At 46.1% G+C, this 15,863-nt stretch carries 10 protein-coding genes and 1 pseudogene; 7 read left to right on the top strand and 4 right to left on the bottom strand.

Annotated elements, in window-relative coordinates; genetic code table 11:
• Nucleotides 1–2: 2 nt before the first annotated feature.
• Entirely contained in the window at nt 3–4,037 is a 4,035-nt protein-coding gene (locus CWM47_RS33950) for a non-ribosomal peptide synthetase (protein ID WP_100992951.1), read from the top strand.
• Nucleotides 4,038–4,138: 101 nt separating this feature from the next.
• On the opposite strand, the gene CWM47_RS33945 is transcribed toward CWM47_RS33950, so the two are convergent.
• The 3 genes from CWM47_RS33945 to CWM47_RS33935 form a co-directional block, all read right to left on the bottom strand.
• Nucleotides 4,139–4,333 (bottom strand): hypothetical protein, encoded by a 195-nt coding sequence (locus CWM47_RS33945; protein WP_100992950.1) that lies wholly within the window; start codon nt 4,331–4,333, stop codon nt 4,139–4,141.
• A 28-nt stretch (nt 4,334–4,361) separates the two neighbouring features.
• Nucleotides 4,362–5,135 (bottom strand): sugar transferase, encoded by a 774-nt coding sequence (locus tag CWM47_RS33940; RefSeq protein WP_100992949.1) that lies wholly within the window; start codon nt 5,133–5,135, stop codon nt 4,362–4,364.
• A gap of 578 nt (nt 5,136–5,713) precedes the next feature.
• Nucleotides 5,714–5,992 (bottom strand): hypothetical protein, encoded by a 279-nt coding sequence (locus tag CWM47_RS33935; RefSeq protein WP_100992948.1) that lies wholly within the window; start codon nt 5,990–5,992, stop codon nt 5,714–5,716.
• Nucleotides 5,993–7,485: 1,493 nt separating this feature from the next.
• On the opposite strand from CWM47_RS33935, the pseudogene CWM47_RS33930 reads away from it, so the two are divergent.
• Together CWM47_RS33930 and CWM47_RS39895 are read left to right on the top strand one after the other, a co-directional pair.
• Nucleotides 7,486–7,740 (top strand): annotated as a pseudogene (locus CWM47_RS33930) (IS701 family transposase); the annotation flags it as partial.
• A 22-nt stretch (nt 7,741–7,762) separates the two neighbouring features.
• Nucleotides 7,763–8,011: a hypothetical protein gene (locus CWM47_RS39895; protein WP_394341964.1), complete on the top strand. Its 249-nt coding sequence runs from the start codon at nt 7,763–7,765 to the stop codon at nt 8,009–8,011.
• Between the two features lie 530 nt (nt 8,012–8,541).
• Here CWM47_RS39895 and CWM47_RS33915 read toward each other — a convergent pair.
• Nucleotides 8,542–11,076 carry a serine hydrolase gene (locus CWM47_RS33915; protein WP_100992945.1) on the bottom strand — a complete coding sequence of 845 codons (2,535 nt, stop codon included), beginning with the start codon at nt 11,074–11,076 and terminating at the stop codon, nt 8,542–8,544.
• A gap of 271 nt (nt 11,077–11,347) precedes the next feature.
• On the opposite strand from CWM47_RS33915, the gene CWM47_RS33910 reads away from it, so the two are divergent.
• Genes CWM47_RS33910 through CWM47_RS33895 form a run of 4 tightly spaced genes read left to right on the top strand, consistent with a single transcriptional unit; the run spans nt 11,348 to nt 15,838 of the window.
• Nucleotides 11,348–12,412: a DUF1611 domain-containing protein gene (locus CWM47_RS33910; RefSeq protein WP_100992944.1), complete on the top strand. Its 1,065-nt coding sequence runs from the start codon at nt 11,348–11,350 to the stop codon at nt 12,410–12,412.
• A complete protein-coding gene (locus CWM47_RS33905) occupies nt 12,402–13,472 on the top strand; it encodes a dipeptide epimerase (protein ID WP_100992943.1) in 1,071 nt (356 codons plus the stop codon). Before CWM47_RS33910 ends, CWM47_RS33905 begins: the two co-directional genes overlap by 11 nt.
• 43 nt (nt 13,473–13,515) lie before the next feature.
• Nucleotides 13,516–14,436 carry a heme-dependent oxidative N-demethylase family protein gene (locus tag CWM47_RS33900; RefSeq protein ID WP_100992942.1) on the top strand — a complete coding sequence of 307 codons (921 nt, stop codon included), beginning with the start codon at nt 13,516–13,518 and terminating at the stop codon, nt 14,434–14,436.
• 28 nt (nt 14,437–14,464) lie between these two features.
• Nucleotides 14,465–15,838, top strand: a complete 1,374-nt coding sequence (locus tag CWM47_RS33895) for an APC family permease (RefSeq protein ID WP_100992941.1) — start codon at nt 14,465–14,467, stop codon at nt 15,836–15,838.
• Nucleotides 15,839–15,863 lie beyond the last annotated feature (25 nt).

Here is a 15,863-nt window from a genome sequence, read left to right as displayed (position 1 = left end):
AAATGACTGCAAATTTTACTATTCCACACGTTGATGTCGTTGAATATGACCCCTTTTCCGGGCCACAGATAACTCATATAGCGCCAACCACCGAATCCCAGTTAGAAATATGGACCGCCTGCCTGTTAGGGAGCGATGATGCAAACCGGGCATACAATGAGTCGATCTCCCTTCGACTCAAGGGCTCTTTTCATAAAGCAGCATTCGAGCAGGCGGTGCAGGAGCTTACCCTTCGGCATGATGCGCTACGATCCGTATTCAGCGCCGACGGCCAGCACATCTGTGTTCAGGAGCAGATAGCCAATGTTCTTCACTACGAGGATTTCTCAGCGGAACCGCCTTCCAGTCTGGATCAACTGGTCGATACGTATTGCAAGCAGGATGCGCTGTATGTATTCGATTTGATTAATGGCCCCCTGTTCAAACCCAGCTTGCTGAAGCTGTCGGAACAGGAGCATTGCTTTATCTTAACCGCTCACCATATTGTTTGTGACGGCTGGTCGATGGGTATCCTCATCCAGGATATCAGTGCTTTGTATTCGGCACTAGCGCAGAATAAACGCCCTGAATTGCCCGAAGCGATGCCATTCAGCCAGTATGCCGATGAACAAATCGCGTTTAACAAATCCGTAGAGCACGAGCAGATTGTTGACTACTGGGTCAGCCAGTACAACGAGCATGTGCCGGTAGTAGAACTGCCCATCGATTTTCCCCGTCCTACCTTACGAACGTATAAGGGAAGCCGGCTGGATTACCCGGTCGATAGTGAACTGGTCAGCAAGGTGAAAAAGATGGGGACCCAGGCCGGCTGTAGTTTCGTGACAACCTTGTTGGCTGCGTTCGACGTATTGATCCATCAATTAACGGGTCAGGAGGTCATCACGGTAGGCATTCCCACGGCCGGACAGTCGCTGGCACAAAACCACCGGTTGGTGGGGCATTGTGTGAATTTATTGCCGATACGGAGTACACTTTCGGAAGAGCTGAGTTTTCTGAACTTTCTGAAATTATGCAAGAAAAGAACGCTGGATGCCTATGATCATCAGCAGTTGACGTTTGGCAGCCTGCTGAAGCAACTGAACGTCACCAGAGACGTGTCGCGGGTGCCACTGGTGCCCGTTATCTTCAATATAGATCTGAACATGGATGATGGAGCTTCCTTCTGGGGTCTCGAGCATCATCTAAGCAGCAATCCCAAGGAATACGGAGGTTTCGAACTGTTTCTGAATGCCAGCGGATCGGAGAAAGCGCTGACCTTCGAATGGTTCTACAATACCCAACTGTTCAAAAGCGAGACTATTGATGGAATAATGTACACGTTTGAACGCCTGTTGAAGGCGTTGGTGGCCAATCCGTCAATGATCATCAACAAGAATCCCTATAGTGGTCATACTGGTTCCGACAGTAGTTTCTTCCAGCACCTTTCCCCCCACCCCGAAAAGCCAGAGGTTTCGCAGGGTACAGATGAAACAATTGTCGATCTGTTCGCTCAGCAGGTGCAGAAGACCCCCGATAACGTAGCGCTCTTGTTCGGGAATACGACACTTACCTACCGGCAACTGGATGAGAAGGCCAATCGGCTGGCTCATTACCTGATTGGGCGCGGCATCCGGCCGGACACGCTTGTTCCGCTGTGTTTTCAGCGTTCTCCGGACATGATCATTGCGATACTGGGCGTATTGAAAGCGGGCGGGGCTTACCTGCCCATCGACCCGGACTATCCGCAGGAGCGTATTGACTTCATGCTGGCCGATTCAGGCAGCAAGCTCATGCTGACCCACTCGCAGGTTAGCACCGTATGGACGGGGTCGCAGCCCTTAGCCGAACTGATACGGATCGATAGTGACCGGGAAATTATCGACGCTGAATCCGAACAGGCGCCACAGCCTGCTTTGAAGGCTCACCACCTGGCCTACGCGATCTACACATCGGGATCCACGGGACAGCCCAAAGGAGTACTTATTGAGCACAAAAGCCTGGTTAATTTTATCACCAACCAGTCGAACGAATTTTCCATAGACCAATTTGATTGTATTCTACAAACCAGTACCTACACGTTCGACCCTTCGATCGAACAGATCTTTCTGGCTCTGACTACCGGTGCCCGGCTGGTGTTGATAAACAGAGAAACGTTAATCGACCCCAGCGAACTCACCCGAACGATAAATGAACAGGGAATAACCCACCTTCATGCTACACCAAGTCTGCTTAAACAATTGATTCCCGGCCAGTACAGTACACTGAAACGGGTGATTTCCGGCGGTGAAGTATGCCCGCCCGATCTAGCCCGAAATTGGAGTCAGTGGGTTCAGTTTTACAATAAATACGGCCCTACCGAAACAACGATCAGTTCTCTTCAGTACCTGTACACGCCCGGTAGTCTTCCGCTGAAATCAATTCCCATTGGTAAGCCCATTGCCAATACGTACATCTACATCTGCAATGAGGAGGGCAAACCGCTGCCGATTGGTGTGGCCGGTGAGTTATACATTGGCGGAGCCGGATTGGCACGGGGGTATCACAACAAGCCCGCCCTTACCGCCGAAAAATTCGTTGCCAATCCGTTCGGCCAACTACCCGACGAACGAATGTACAAAACCGGTGATTTAGGAAAATGGCTGCCCGATGGCAACGTAGAGTACCTGGGACGGATTGATGAGCAGGTCAAAATTCGAGGCTATCGGGTCGAATTGAATGAAATCGAGAATGTACTCCGGCAGCATTCAGGAGTGAAGAATTGCGCAGTTGTGGCTGTAGACGACAACATCGTGCAGGACAAACAACTGGTCGGGTATATTGTGCCCGAAGGTAAACTGAACCGAAAGGCAATCCGCGATTTCATGAAGGCGAAGTTGCCCGGTTACATGGTTCCACGGACGTTGGTGGAACTGGACGAGATACCGCTAACCCCGAACGGTAAAGTAAACAAAATAGCGCTGCCTGAACCCGTTGTCGATGAGTCGAAAGAGTACGTTGATTATGTGGGCCCTCGCACGGACGTCGAGAAACTGGTCGCCGATATATGGCTTGAATGCCTGAAGCTCGATAAAATAAATATATTTGATAATTTTTTCGAGTTGGGCGGGCATTCGCTGATTGCCATACAGGTTATGAACCGGCTGGAGAAGAAAACGGGGAAAGCTATTCCCCTGTCAACCTTATTCGAGTACCCAACCGTTGAAAAGCTGTCGTTGATGTTGCAGATGGACGGCCGATCCATTAGCTGGGATTCGCTGGTTCCCATAAAACCGCATGGCACCAAAATGCCGCTCTACATCGTTCACGGATCGGGCCTTCACGTGCTGTTATTCAACACGTTAGCCATGAACATGGACGCAGATCAGCCCATTTACGGGTTGCAGGCGAAAGGCATCAACAGCGAAGACGAGCCTTTTGAAAGCATCGAGGAAATAGCAGCCTACTACATCGATGCCATCATGGTAAAAAATGCCGATGGTCCCTACGCGTTGGCCGGCTACTCGTTTGGCGGGCGGATCGCTTATGAAATGAGCCGACAGTTGATGCAGATGGGCAAGGAAGTGAAGTTGTTGATTATGTTCGACACTTACGCCCACCAGTCAAACTACTTCGATCCCTGGATCAGCAAAGTATGGAACAACTCCATGTCGTTCGTGAAAGAGCGCATGTATCTATTCACCATGCTGAAAAGGAACCCGCTGGAAACGGTGAAATCGAAGCGGGAATCGGCAAAACGCAAGATCAATCAGCTGTATCGACGCGTTCGTTATAATGAAGATCACCTCGAAGTATTTTATGGCAACTATTATAAAGTCCATACGGCCAATGAAATAGCTTTTCATAAATACCGGCTGGCCCCTCAGGAGGTGAGAATCGAACTGTTTCGGGCTCAGAAGCGCAACCATTACCTAGAAGATTGCGAATTTTATGGCTGGAAGCAGTTTGCGTTGAAAGGAATAAATATCCATGAGGTTCCCGGCGACCATTTTAACCTGTTTTCGCCCCCGAATGACAACGCGCTGGCGCGAACTCTGCAACGGGTTTTGGATAATTGTTAAGCCAAAAACCCGATATACCGTATACAATTAATAGATCCCGTTGGGGCAGGTACTAAACCTGCCCCAACGGGATCTATTAATTGTATATCACTCTGTTGAAATTAAGGATGGAATGTGCTTGATTGCAAAGCCTGTTCTTCCAATTTTTCGATGCGTTTACCTTTCTGCTGATATGCTTTTTTGAACTCAATCATGTATAGCGTGAGTTCTCCGATTTTTTCTAGAAGTTTGGTATTCAGATACGTTATATCGACGCCCTGTTTCACGACTTCGGCAATTGATGGGATAGCGGGCAAATGCTTTAATAATGTGTATAATCGCTACCTACCAAGCATTTGAATCTCCTTTTAGTGTTAAGTTTATCGTCTTAAATATAATTTTCATATCCAGCAAAAACGTTTGACGAGTAATATAAAGATGATCGTAACGAATTCTATGTTCCATCTGTTGTGTCAAATTCGTTGCGCCACGTGAACCTCTAATCTGAGCTAAACCCGTAATACCCGGCCGTACCCAATAACGCTCACGGTAGGCCGGCGATGCCCAATGTAAAGCATCATGGGGTACAGCATGAGGGCGGGGCCCAACAAGGCTCATGTGACCAAGCAGCACATTAATAAACTGTGGCATTTCATCTATATTGGTTCTACGAAGAAATTTCCCTATAGATGTTACTCGCTTATCGTCAAAATCAGTCTGTTTAAATGTTTTTTTCGTTTCATTAACATGCAACATCGTACGGATTTTCAGGCAGTGAAAAGGCTTTCCCTTCCGGCCAGAACGAGTTTGAATAAAAAGAACAGGCCCTTTTGATTCAATTAAAATTAACACACCCAGAATAGGAATTAACCATGACAAGATAAAAATAAGGACTAATCCTGATATAACTATGTCGATAAGGCGCTTTCCAAAGTTGATATAAAAAGTTCTCTGCGGCAGAGTAACAACTTCCTGTTCAGGCGTCCATTGCAGGAAAATATTTAATAATGTATTGCTATCTTTATGCAAATCAACATCAATAGGAGTATAATCTATTCCAAATTTATCTGAAATAAATTCTGAATCATTTTGCTTAAAGAGAGTAGAAATAATATTCATGATCAATAAGAATAAAGAAGTTAAAACAGTTTATGGCGTTTGTATTATAATTTTTCTTTTAGCTAGAAATAAGAATACTTTTCTACTACTTCTAGACAAAGACTAATAAAGCTCGAAACTATAAGAGCCCATTATTATGAACGTATGATACAATAGTAAATATTTTTACATGACGCTAAATCGTACTGGTATTCATATTTGTTGATGATTACTCCCATACATTTAACTAAAAGGATTGTTTATTATATCAACACTAACGTTACTTTTTAGCTGAACTAATATTTTATTAACATGCGTCTTATGATATTTATAATTCTAGTGCTATTTATTTTTAAACACTTCTCTTTTTTACACAGCAAACTCTTCAATAATTTCCCAAATTAGTCAATAGTAAATTTCCCCATTTTATAGAAGAATGTTTGTCTTAGTTTGGGACCTGTTGAAAAGAGATTTATTTGTTCAGGAAGCACTAGTTGTACCGGGTCGCTGAAGCAATTCTCCAGGCAGAAAAAACTCAATATTTCTAACTTTCTTTAAGGCGAACAAGATCGACCACCATGCTAATCGGAGTAATTGTTTTACAAAGCATTAAATCCTACTAACTCATCGTAAGCCAATTCTTTCTCTGTGTTTAATACGAACTTGAAACTAAAACTGGAAGCAGACAAACAAACAGTCCATTTGTAATTAACTAACCGTTGAGTAAAGTTTTTCAAGAGTTGTCTATTGTCAGCTGCAGCATTCTGCGGAAGGCCTCTGAACATCAATGAGAGCATTGGGGAACTTAGTTTGCTTAAGCGCTTAGCTTGTATGAGAACCAAATTGAAAAGATATTTGATAACAGAAATATGTTTCATAATCAGTAGGATTCAATATAACTTCCCTCATAATAACTGATAGACTTTTGGAGAAGCGTAGTCTGATGAATAAAAAGACTTAGTGCAAGACTACTCAATAGATGTACATCAAGCAAATGGACATACTGACTTCTAAGCTGGTTACTTATATTCGTTATAAATAAACTTCTATTAGATAATAGAAAGACTTTCTGAAAATGTATTAAATAGAATCTTAGTATTTATTTACAGTAGTTCTATTTTATATATAAAAACATTACGAAAAATACTAAAAGACTCTCCTTAGTGAACAATAGATTTATTTTAATACATACTTTCTAAGTAATCAATAAATGCATAGAATTGGCGTAGAAAATGCCAAAAATCTAGCTTAAATTACTGATTATCAATTTTTAAATCCGCTCAGTAAAATATTCTTGAATTGTAGACAAAAGGCAAAATTAAACCACTGTCTGCCTATTGATAAGGCCGCTTATCATCGTCTGACGGAAGGTCCATGTGGTTTAATAACATGTAAACTAGTGCACTATAGCACATTCAGTATATGAATGTTCACATAGGCTGGTGGCTACATGGATGCCATTTTATTGATGTGGACTTGCTACATTTAACTAGACATTGAGCTAAGCATGATCTAACTTAGTGTACCGCTCAGGCGGCCCTGCATGAAAACTGGAAGGCAGTAAGACCGCACGGGCGACCCCGTTATATCCCTACCCGGGAAGGTTGGCTTATTTAACGACACCATGGGCTAGTTTGATCGGCAAGTAATAGCAGGGCTGAAATGGCTACGCAGGCTCTGTTTGAGTACATTGAGGTGCACGGGGCCGCTCAACTGTATAATGGCACTGGCCATCCTACGTCAACGAAGAGATTCAACATTGGGCTATCTGTCACCCGTTGAATACAGTAAAAGGCAACCTCAACATGTTGCTTAAATTTTTGTCCCGGGGACCGCGTCCAGTATTGTGTTGCAAGTCCATGTTTAGCAAGTCGTTTTTGTCTTACAAGAAGGTAAACGAAACAACTCTTGTTCCGACAAAGTTATACCGTAGATAAATGAATATTATCAACACACCTTAAGTGGTCTATCAGTTTTTAATCCCGGCTTGTCCACTTTTTTACTGGACGGAATCTAGCTCTGACTGTCAGAATGTTAAGCCATTTATAGTAATCTCTATAAACCATTACAGACGATCACCAAAAGCAATTTTATTATATATTATAATTTCATTTGACATATAAAATATTTAAAATTTTCAATATATTTTAACAAAAATTTTCAAAAACTACCATATATTGATTTTTAGTAAAAAACAAATTACTTATTTTTCACAAAATTCCATATCTGATTCTATTGTTCAATTTATTAAGTCTTTTCAATAACTAATTGAAAACCGGATAATTATTTTGCTTTTTATCTATCAATTTAGTAGCCTTGTATTAAGTACTGATGTTACGCCACCTTCTGGGCGGTTGGTTTAAATTTGAGTATGCAGACTACACTTGATCTCTATACCGACTATCTACTCAGTAGCTTTGGACAAACCACCGCTACCGGACTTTCCCGCTTAACCGACGGGGCAGTTGGCCACGATGCGGTCACGGATTTGCTCAATCGACTTCAAGGCGATAATCGGACCCTATGGCAACATGTCAAACCCCTAATCCGCCAAATTCAGGAACCTGACGGGCTTTTGTTGACCGATGACAGCATCGCTCACAAGCCACATAGTGATGAAAATGGCTAGCTAGCTAGGCGGCAAACTAGTGTTTCACTTTACGCCCAAACATGGCTCTTGGCTCAATATGGCCGAGATTGAGTTTTCGGCTTTAGCCCGCCAATGCCTGAACCGGCGGATTGGTAGTTTGGAAGAATTAACTCGCCAAGTCGAATTGTGGACGGATGAACGCAACAAGCGGGCGGTTAGAGTACACTGGAGTTTTACGGTGGCTACGGCTGAAGACAAACTCAATCGGTGGTACGAGCAAGTCAATCCGGTTAATAAGTCGAATTGATGTAAGAATTAATTTGGAAGAGTACTAGGAAGGCAGTAGCAATAGATCTTCCCACTGGGTCTGAAGCTTTTTGATGGGTTCTTTAAACGATATACCATCAAAAATCTCGATTGGTAGGACTAACGTTTGTCTATTTCCATCTAATACGCGGACATTACTTAATTGCCAGCCCCCGTTAACCAACCCTGTTAGCATCTCAAGACCCGATTCCAAATCAGGGCCTCCATACGTACAATTCTGAGGGCGTCCATTTTCATTGTTACCTAAAAATAAAAATAATACCATAAATAATAGTTTATAAGAAGTTGCGGTGGCTTTTTCGAAGTAAATATATAAAACTAAATTAATACTTATCTATAAATTTATTAATAAAAAATGGTTACTTGGACAATACAATTAATATTAATCTATCTTATATATCCATAAAATATCTTTTTGTAACAATAAATCCAGCGACTTTACTCATCGTCAATTAACAGCTTGACATCGACCACTCTCTGGTTGACTGGTTACTGTGCCTGTCTTAAAGCTTACCGCCTAATCAATACCCCCGGATGAACACCCGTCGATTTCTGCCCTTGATAAACCAGTTGACCAGCAACCCAAACCGCTTCGATACCCGTAGAGAGCGCTTTGTTATTGCCTATACGGGCGTTATCCTTCACGGTGTCCGGGTTTAGTAATACCAGATCAGCGTAGTAACCAGGTGCAATCAATCCCCGGTTTTTGAGACCAAGATGCTCGGCGGTCAGGCTGGTCATCTTTTGAATGGCGGTTTCGAGCGTCATGATTTTCTGATCGTGAACATATCGACCTAAAACCCGCGTAAACGCTCCATAACCGCGTGGGTGACCATCATTAGCTCCGTCTGAGCATATGTTTGTGTGAGACCAGTTCAGGAAATTAGCCACGTCAGGTTCATCCATCGCCTTACCCATGATGGCTTCGACACCGCTGATATCAGGGTTCTTCGTTGAAAACTCAGCGGCTTCAGCAACTAGTCCCATCAGCGTTTGGGCGGGTTTTTCATGGCGGAGCGTTGCGACTTCGCCTACTGTTTTGCCAGCATAGACCGGGTTGGCGGCAAAGCGCACCAGCACCGATTTCAAGGGGTCGAAAAGGTGATTGGTAGCGAATTCTGCACTGGCAAGATTCGTGTAATCCCGTTTGGGAAATAGCACCCGCAAGGTCGAATTCCAGTAGTCGTAAGGGTAGCAATCGGCAGTGATGTTTATGCCTTCCATGCGGGCTTGCTCCAGTTGGGCCAGCAGATGAGCCGACTGACCCCATTTGTCGCGAAGGGCGATTTTAAGGTGTGAAATCTGCACCGGCATCTTCGTGATCCGGCCAATCTGGATAATCTCGTCCACCGCATCGTCGAGCGAAATATCTTCACTACGGATGTGGCTCATGTACCGCCCACCCGAATCGGCGGCTACCTGCGCCAGTTGGATAACCTCGTCGCGGCTGGAGAAAAAGGCGGCTTCATATTCAAGTCCGGTCGACAAACCCAGCGAACCTTTGCTCAATTCGGCCCGAAGCAAGGCTTTCATTCGGCTTAATTCGGCCGGTTTCGACGTTCTGTAAAGTCCATTCGCGCCCATCGCCTGCTGTCGTAACGTTGCCTGACCTGTGTAGGTCGCAATGTTGATCGCTACGGGTTGCCGTTTCAGCATCGCCTGTAAGGTGTCCATCGAATAACTACCGCCATCCTGCCCCGACACAATCGTTGTAATACCCTGATTAACAACGGCTGGTGCATCGGGCTGCTCACTTAAGCCTGACACATGGTGACTATGGCTGTCAATAAAACCGGGGGCAAGCACCAGACCACGACCGTCGGTAACAGGCTCCTTTGGAAAAGGTGTCAGGTCGCCTATCTCCCAAACCCGGTCATTTTGGAGCCGTACCGATGCCTTGCGAGCCGCGATACCAGAGCCGTCGATGAGTTGAATGTTGGTAATCAGTTTCGTTTGGAGTAATTCGGCGGATTTACCCTCCATAATCTCGCGGGCAATGCGCCGGGCCGATCCATCACTCCCGTTGCTCAATACGATTAGTGTTTCTTTTTTATCGGTATAGCGAACAAGTACGTTCAAAAAGCCCACCCAACTGCCGGTATGCGCCAATATCTTACCATCAGCTTCAATAAACCAGCCAAAACCATACGGGAAACTACTCTGGTCATTGAGTTTAACCGGCGTAATTGCCTCGCGAAAGGTGCTGGCTTTTACTAGTTTTTCCGTGCTTAGCGCTTGTTCCCAAACCAACAAATCCTCAACAGACGAATACACATTTCCATCACCAATAACGCCATCCAGCCGAATCAGATCGTTTGGCCAGTTTTTTCCGTCTTCCCGTTTAAAACCATACACCCGGTTTCGGGGGGTGGTGCTGCTATTGAGGTAATAGACATAAGTGTTTTTGAGCTTCAGCGGCTTCACAATCTGCTGATCGAAGAATCGCTCAACGGGCATACCAGACAAGGTCGAGATAATTGACCCCAGCAAAACGTAACCTGTGTTGCAATACCGCCAGCCTGCTCCAGGGCGAAAATCAAGCGGTGGTTTATGTTCTTTAAGCAACTGGATCACACCCGCGTTGGTGAGTGTATCGAGTGGCCCGGTGTACTGCTGCGCCAAATCAAAATACTCGGGCAGACCCGATGTGTGCGTCAGCAGATGCCGAACGGTAATGGTATCATATGGAAAACCAGGCAGGTAAGTTCGCACCAGCTCATTGTACCGAAGCTTACCCTGCTCCTGCAACTGCATGATCATCATGGCAATAAACTGTTTCGAAACAGACGCCAGATTAAAGGCCGAATTCGTTGTAAGGGGTTCATTTGTGGCATAGTTCGCCGTGCCAAATACTTTTTTATAGCGGGTAGTTCCTTTTTCTGCAACCAGCACGACCCCGTTAAACATAGTTTGCTCATGAAGTCGTGTCAGAGCGGAATCAAGCGTTTTTAAACGAACGGGTAAGGGCTTATTGATTGATTGAGCCTGAACCGTGAGTTGTCCCAACAGCAGGCAAACTATGAAATATCGAAACCGGTGAATCATAAGGTTGTTCGTAGTTTGTTTCAGGTGGATTCAGAATTTGATTTACGCTAAAGGGGCTTGACAAAGGTTATTTTGTATGCGCGAAGCAAAATAACATGACTCGTATCAATTTTATAATCAGCGAGTGGTCCCCCTTTTCCGACAGTAGAGTACATCAATATATAAAGAATAATATTCTTTCATTTCAAGAAAAGTCTTATAAAGTTTGGAAAATCATTCAATTATAAGAATAAAAATATACTTTTAACCTTAAAACAGGCTTTTTGACAAGATGACTACAAATGCTATTCTGCTTACTGATGGCTTATTAACCACCACTGATGCAAAAACCGCTCACGGCCTTATTCGGGGCACAGAGCGGTACTCGGTTGTTGGTGTTGTAGACGTGCCCACGGCAGGACAGGACGCGGGCACAATACTCGATGGTAACGTTAGAAACATACCCATTTTTGCATCCGTCAATGAAGCTCTTTCGCAGCTTGATGTTGTTGACTGTGCCATTGTTGCGGTGGCCACCAGCGGGGGTGTTTTACCTGCCAATATGCTTTCCGATATTGAATTGTGTCTTAAAAACGGCCTTTCCGTCGTGAACGGGCTGCATGAATTCCTGAATGACAAACCCGAATTAGTCGCTCTGGCAAAGAAGCATGGCGGGCAATTATTTGATGTCCGGCGACCTAAACCGCGCCATGAACTTCATTTCTGGACAGGTGAGATCAATGATATTACTGCACCCATCATTGCGATTATGGGCACCGACTGTGCCCTCGGCAAACGCACCACGACCCGCCTGATTCGGGAAGCCTGTGGTCGGCACGACCTGAATGCCCAGATGATTTATACCGGGCAAACGGGCTGGCTGCAAGGGGGTAAATATGGCTTTGTCTTCGACTCAACGCTTAATGATTTCGTCTCGGGCGAACTGGAGCACGCGCTGGTCTCCTGCTGGCGCGAAACCGGGGCGGATGTATTGCTCATCGAAGGGCAGGCTTCGCTTCGAAACCCCAGCGGCCCCTGTGGTTCCGAGTTTTTAGTATCAGGCAATGCCCGGCATGTGGTGCTGGTTCATGCACCCAAACGGACGTATTACGATCATATTGAAGCCTGGGGACGTATTCCATCCGTTGAGTCGGAAATTGCCTTGATTCAGTGTTATGGCTCAACGGTTATTGCGCTGGCCCTTAACACTGAAGGCTGCACCCGCGAAGAAGCCTTTGCCTACCAAAAACAGTACGCAGAACAGTTTGGTATCCCCGTTTTACTCCCACTCGAAGAGGGTGTAGAACCTATTTTACCCATTATTCACGCCTTGATCCCTACGGCCCATGCGCATTAACGCCATCCGCGCTTACCGCCGAAACCTGGCTCTCACCAAGCCCTACACCATTGCCTACCAGACAACCTCAGAGGTAGAAAACGTTTTCGTGGAGATCGAACTGGAAAACGGCATGGTGGGTATGGGCGCGGCCAACCCCGACCCGGAGGTTGTGGGTGAATCGCCGGAGCAGACCCACCAAAATTTACAAAATGAGTGGACAACAAGTCTGGTTGGCCGCGACATTCGTGGCATACATGAATTGATTGACGATGTCCGCAACCAATTCCCAAACGCCCCCGGCACACTGGCCGCTATGGATATTGCCATTCATGATGCGTTTGGCCAATACCTGGGAATTCCGATTGTGCAGTTTTACGGTCGTAATATTCGCACCTTGCCCACCTCCGTAACCATCGGCATCATGAACGTAGCCAGCACCCTGGCCGAAGCCTCCGACTACATCAAGCAGGGGTTTAGGGTGTTAAAGATCAAAACAGGGCTGAATGTTACCGAAGATATTGAGCGAATTTTAAAATTGAGAGAAACGTACGGACACGGTTTAATTATACGCGTCGATGCAAACCAGGGCTATAGTATCGTTGATTTACAGCGTTTTCTGAGCGCTACCCAGGCCGCAGATATAGAACTGATCGAGCAGCCCCTACCCGTTGGCAAAGAGTATGAGTTGCTGGCTTTGCCTCTTGAAACACGACGCCGGTTAGCTGCCGACGAGTCGCTGAAAGGCCCCGAAGCCGCCATTAAATACTCCAATGAACCACAACCTTTTGGTATTTATAACATTAAACTGATGAAGTGCGGAGGCATCCGGTCGGCTATTCACATTGCAAATATTGCCCAGCCATCCAATATCTCCTTGTTCTGGGGGTGTAATGACGAAAGCCGGATCAGCATTACAGCGGCTTTGCATACCGCTTTCGCCTGTCCAAATACGCGCTACCTTGATCTCGATGGCAGTTTTGACCTAGCCGAAGATGTTGTTTCTGGCGGTTTCATCGTCGAAGATGGCTATATGCGCCCAACCGGCGGAGCAGGCCTGGGCCTGACACACACTCGGTAGCGGGTAAGTCGTACGTCGTAAACCAACCATTGCAAGTCCATTCATGCTTCCTTATTTCCCCTTCGGCCAACAGTTTAACGACAAAATGGGCACATACCCGTTCGGCGAAAATGACCCACTCATTGACGTTGACGATAACTATCCGGCTGAGCTTTTACTAAAAAGGGCCTTACTAAGTGAACGGCCAGACTATTATTATCAGACGCTTCCCGGCTGCGAAACCGCCCAATGGGAAGCTCTGGAGTTGATTCTAACAACGCTGGCGCAAACAAAACCAGACCAGTTTACTCTCCATAAAGAACAAACTACCTGGCACTGGAACAATCATTTGCTTAACGAAAAAACAGATTTTATCCCGGGTGATTCGTCTACACTACCCACCGACCCACTGAATTGGGCGGGGCTGCAAGTGCAGGAAGACCTGCTTTTATTAGCTGGCGAAGATGCCTCATTAGTTGCCGGGCATCTTTGTTTTGCCAATGACTGGTGTCTGGATGAGAAACTCGGACTACCCTTCTGGCAAATTCACGCACCCATTATTCCGATTGTAGAACCGATGATGCGGGCGGCTCAGAAATCTCTGGAACGCCTGCCGGTTGGGCGTCCTGTCTGGCGGCTTAACTGGAGCGTGAAAGTTACAGACCAGCTGGATATGACAAGCCGCCACCTGCCCGCCTTGAAACAAGCCCTTGCCGAACAATTGCCTTACCTGACTCCCAACACCATTGGCAACCAGCTTTTCATTCGTGTCGAGCGACAAACGCTCACCCGATTGCCTCGTTCCGGCGCGATTCTCTTTGGGATTCATACGTACCAGAATCGACTCGCCAACGAGGTCAATTCGCGCCCAGGCGGTGCAGCCCATATGGCAAATGTATTCAGCACAACGCCCCCGGCTATGCTCGATTACAAAAGCATGACAGACTTTCTCCCCGCATTACTTACTTATCTGCATAATCAATAGACTTCTCTAATTTCAACTAACAATCAGCATGATCAAACTTTCCCGTTCCCTTGGCCTTAGTTCATCTATCTTGCTGGTGGTCAGTGGTATTGTAGGGTCTGGCGTTTTCAAGAAAGTTGCTCCAATGGCCGCTGAGTTAGGGTCTCCACTACTCGTGCTGGCCTGCTGGATTGTCGCTGGATTTGTCAGTCTGGCCGGGGCCTTGACCTATGCCGAAATGGCGGGCATGTTTCCGCAATCGGGGGGCGAATACGTTTATTTTAAGAAAGTGTATGGCCGCTTATTCGCCTTTCTGTATGGATGGGGGGCCTTTACGGTCATGCGAACAGCCACCATTGCGGCTTTGGCGTACATTTTTGGACAATCGCTGGTCAACATCACGGGTTCACAGGGCGCATCGGCCGAGTTGGTCGTTAAGTTGATTGCCTGTTCACTGATCATTTTTTTGAGTTTAGTCAATTATCGGGGCGTATCGTTTGCCGAAGGCCTTAGCCGGTTTCTCATCTACCTTACGTTTGTTGCCGTCCTGATTATAGCAGTTGTTGGCTTTCAGTCTCAGCTAGGTAGTCTGAGCCATCTGACGCAATCCGTTCAGGAACAGGTGTCAAGTGCGCCCAGGGGGCTGCTGGGTTCGTTAGTTATTGCATCGCTGGGGGCCTTTTGGGGATATGAAGGCTGGAATCAGATTGGTTATATAGGCGAAGAGATCAAAGATCCACAGCGGAATCTACCCATCGCTCTTGGGGTGGGCACCACCATTGTGGTAGGTATCTATGTGTTGCTAAATACTGTGTACCTCTATGTATTACCCATTGATGCACTGGCTCAACTGGCGAGTGCGCCAGACAAGATTGCGGCTGTGGAAGTAGTACGGCAGGCGGCAGGATGGGCAGGAGCGCTGTTTATTTCGGCATTAATTTTGGTAACGACATCCAATTCAACCAACGCATCTATCCTAATGCCCGCCCGGATTTTCTTTGCGATGGCACGGGATGGACTGTTTTTCAAATCCGTTGCGGTGATACACCCAAAATACAAAACTCCATCGGTTGCCATTTTGCTTCAGGCTACCTGGGCTATTGTGCTGGTTTGGTCCGGGAGCTTCGACCAACTGACCGATATGTTGGTCTTTGCTTCCTTCATTTTCTACGGCGCTACGGCGCTTGGCGTACTTATTCTGCGCCGGAAACAACCTCATCTAGCTCGTCCTTACCGGGTTATCGGCTACCCATTTGTCCCCTTATTTTTTCTGAGTTGCTGCATCTTATTGGTCATTATGACGCTGATAAATCAACCTCGCGAAGCCTTAACGGGTCTTGGATTGATTGCTACTGGCTTTCCATTTTACTGGTACTGGAACAAGAAGACACCAGTTTCAGAAACGAGCAAAATAGATTCCTGATACAAAAATGGGCCGTGTTGTCACG

It is taken from the genome of Spirosoma pollinicola, assembly GCF_002831565.1.
Classification (GTDB): Bacteria; Bacteroidota; Bacteroidia; order Cytophagales; family Spirosomataceae; genus Spirosoma; species Spirosoma pollinicola.
The sequence above is the reverse complement of the archived record's forward strand: the minus strand, read 5'-3'. Positions and strand labels throughout refer to the sequence as shown.

What these genes read in the sequence shown, in the direction of transcription:
- CWM47_RS33905 (WP_100992943.1), top strand. Translation starts at nt 12,402, where the DNA reads ATGCGCATTAACGCCATCCGCGCTTACCGCCGAAACCTGGCTCTCACC.
- CWM47_RS33940 (WP_100992949.1), bottom strand. Translation starts at nt 5,135, where the DNA reads ATGAATATTATTTCTACTCTCTTTAAGCAAAATGATTCAGAATTTATT.
- CWM47_RS33950 (WP_100992951.1), top strand. Translation starts at nt 3, where the DNA reads ATGACTGCAAATTTTACTATTCCACACGTTGATGTCGTTGAATATGAC.
- CWM47_RS33910 (WP_100992944.1), top strand. Translation starts at nt 11,348, where the DNA reads ATGACTACAAATGCTATTCTGCTTACTGATGGCTTATTAACCACCACT.
- CWM47_RS33900 (WP_100992942.1), top strand. Translation starts at nt 13,516, where the DNA reads ATGCTTCCTTATTTCCCCTTCGGCCAACAGTTTAACGACAAAATGGGC.
- CWM47_RS33935 (WP_100992948.1), bottom strand. Translation starts at nt 5,992, where the DNA reads ATGAAACATATTTCTGTTATCAAATATCTTTTCAATTTGGTTCTCATA.
- CWM47_RS33895 (WP_100992941.1), top strand. Translation starts at nt 14,465, where the DNA reads ATGATCAAACTTTCCCGTTCCCTTGGCCTTAGTTCATCTATCTTGCTG.
- CWM47_RS33915 (WP_100992945.1), bottom strand. Translation starts at nt 11,076, where the DNA reads ATGATTCACCGGTTTCGATATTTCATAGTTTGCCTGCTGTTGGGACAA.